Source organism: Micromonospora sp. D75, from assembly GCF_018070405.1.
In the GTDB taxonomy this organism is placed as follows: domain Bacteria; phylum Actinomycetota; class Actinomycetes; order Mycobacteriales; family Micromonosporaceae; genus Micromonospora; species Micromonospora chalcea.
Genome location: NZ_JAGPXV010000760.1, coordinates 1 through 2,567 on the forward strand (window position 1 = coordinate 1; position 2,567 = coordinate 2,567).

A 2,567-nucleotide genomic window follows, 5' to 3' on the forward strand; every position below is an offset into this window, starting at 1 on the left:
GTCCACGTCGAACTGCTCGAAGACGCCGGTCAGCGCGGCGATCACCTCGTCGTTGGCCTTGCTCCGGCTCTTCGGCTTGGCGCCGCTGCCGAGCAGGTTCGCCGGCGGCAGCGTGTAGTCGCCGGCCAGCCCGGTGAGCGCGAGCTGCTCGGCGCGGGTGGGCAGCGGCGAGTGCTCCGGCGGCTCGACCGGCTTGCGGTTCGCCGGCACCCGCGGCGGCTTGCGCGGCAGCACGAGCGTCTCCTGGAGGTCGACGCCGGCCAGTTCGTCGTCCGGGTCCAGCGGCTCCAGCGGCGACGGCATCCGCTTCGCCGGCCGCTTACGGGCCGGCTTCGCCGCCGCCTCGGCCTCGGCTTCCTCCTCATCGTCCTCGGGCGCGGCCGGGTCGGCGCGCAGGCCGAGCCGCTCCGGGATCTTGTTGATCGGGGTCGCGGTGACCACGAGCAGGCCGAACACCAGCAGCAGGAGCAGCAGCGGCATCGCCACCCACGCGGTCACCGCCGACTTCAGCACGTCGCCCACGCCCGCGCCGATCAGGCCGCCGGCGTAGTCGCGCTGGACCTCGTCGACCGGGTTCTGCCCGATGTGCAGCATCGAGGCGGTCGCCAGCATCATCGAGCCCCAGCCGACCAGGCCGCGACCGCGGTGCTCGGGGTCGGCCGGGCTCCGCATCAGCCGCCACGCGCCGACCATGAACAGCACCGGAAGGATTATCGAGATGGCGCCGATGAACAGCCGTACGGTGTCGGCCAGGTGCCGGCCCACGGGCCCGGCGCCGCCGCCCCAGATGCCCACCGCGCTGAGGATGGCCAGGCCGAACAGCAGCAGCCCGGCGCCGTCGCGGCGGTGCTCCGGATCCAGCTCCCGGGTGGACGCGGCCTGCCGGCCGGCGGCCCGGAACGCCCAGCCCACCGTGTGGGCCAGTCCCATCCAGACGGCGCCCGCGGCGCGGCCGACGAACGCGGCCGGGGCCGGCCCGCGGCGCGCCGGCCGCCGCGCCGGTTTCCGCGCCGCCGCCTTCTTCGCCGGTTGCCGGGCGCGGTTGTTCGTGGTGCCACGCGGCGACGCGCCGCGCCGCCGGCTCGCCTGAGAGGTACGGCCCGCCATAGAGTCACGGTAACGGCGGCACCCGGTGGAACGCCGCTTTTCCGGGTCGTGTCCGCGCGTCGCAGCACGGGTCGGACCGTCGTTTGTGTTATTCGCCTCAGAAGGGATGCCCGATGGCGTCGCCGGAGATCGAGGACGGTCCGGACGGTCCGCTGACCGGACACCCCCAGGCGCTGCGCCCGCTGACCGGCGAGCTGATCGCCGCCGTGCTGGCCCACCGGGGGTACGCGGTGGTCGAGGAGCCCGACGGCGCGCTCGTGGGCCGCTGGGAACGGAACCTGATCTGGTTCCACCGCCGGGGCGCGGCAGGTGAGCTGCTCCAGGTACGCACCGTCGTCGCGCCGCACTTCGGCATCGAGCACGTGCCCGAGCTGCACGCCTTCTGCAACAGGTGGAACCACGACCGGCTCTGGCCCAAGGCGTACGTGCACGTGGCCGACGACGGGTCGGCCCAGATCTGCGGCGAGGTCACCACCGACCTGGAGCGCGGCGTCACACCGCACCAGCTCGACCGGCTGGTCGACTGCGGTGTCACCACCGGCTGTCAGCTGGCCGCCGCCGTCGCCGAGCTGACCGGCGGGACGCTCCGATGACCACGGCACGCGACCGGGGGCTGGCCGCCGCGCTCGCCGACGCCCGGGACCGGCCCGACGGCGAGGAGCGCTGCGCCGAGCTGGAGCGGATCGCCTCCCGCGCGGACGCCACCGGTGACCCGCGTACCGCCCTGTCGGCGCGGTTCGCGCTGGTCGAGGCGTACCTGCACCTGGGTGAGCGGTGGCGCGCGGTGGAGCCGGTGCGGCGGATGCGGGAGACGGTGGCCCGGCACCCCGGGCTGCTGGACGCCCGGCCCGACGAGCTGACCCGGCTGCGCCGGCACCAGCGGCAGGCGGTGGAGGCGCTGTTCGGCACGCCCCGGGTGGGCCTGGATCAGGCCCGGTCCCTGTTGGACACGCTCGCCGGGGAGCTGGGCGAGGACGCCGCGCCGGTCGCGGAGCTGCGCTGCCGCGTCGCCGACCACCTCGGCGACGAGCCGGCGGCCCGCCGGGCGTACGAACGCTGGTCGGCCGCCGACGCGACGGACCCGGTGGGTGGCTGTGCGGGGTGCGCCCCGGCGCGGCGGGCCGACCTGCTGGCCGGGTGGGGTGACCCGGAGGCGGCGCTGGCGGCGCTCACGCCGGCGCTGACCGGCTGGGTCGAGCCGCAGGGGCCACCGACCCGGCGGGCCGAACGGCAGACCGCCGCGACAGTGGCGACGACCTGTACCGACCAGCCCGAACGGGCGCTCACCGTGGGGCTGCTGCCGTGGCTGCGCACCGGCGCGGTGACCGAGGCGGCCCGGGCGCACGTACGCGCGTACCGCCGGCACCGCCGGGAACGGGCCGCGTTTCCGCTGCTCGCCGCGCACCTGCGCTTCTGCGCGCTGGGCGGCTACCTGCATCGCGGGCTGGAGGTGCTGACCG

The 2,567-nt window shown here is 76.0% G+C and carries 2 protein-coding genes and 1 pseudogene; 2 read left to right on the forward strand and 1 reads right to left on the reverse strand.

Annotation, left to right across the window (positions count from 1 at the left end; all coding sequences use genetic code 11):
* A partial coding sequence (locus KBX39_RS28685; protein ID WP_210873528.1) for a DNA translocase FtsK 4TM domain-containing protein occupies positions 1-1,107 on the reverse strand: 1,107 nt, incomplete at its 3' end.
* 113 nt (positions 1,108-1,220) lie between these two features.
* On the opposite strand from KBX39_RS28685, the gene KBX39_RS28690 reads away from it, so the two are divergent.
* The gene (locus tag KBX39_RS28690) at positions 1,221-1,700 is read left to right on the forward strand and encodes a YbjN domain-containing protein (RefSeq protein ID WP_043325784.1); all 480 of its coding nucleotides are present in this window, start codon (positions 1,221-1,223) and stop codon (positions 1,698-1,700) included.
* Positions 1,697-2,567, forward strand: a pseudogene (locus tag KBX39_RS28695) (YbjN domain-containing protein); the annotation flags it as partial. The gene KBX39_RS28690 and the pseudogene KBX39_RS28695, both read left to right, overlap by 4 nt.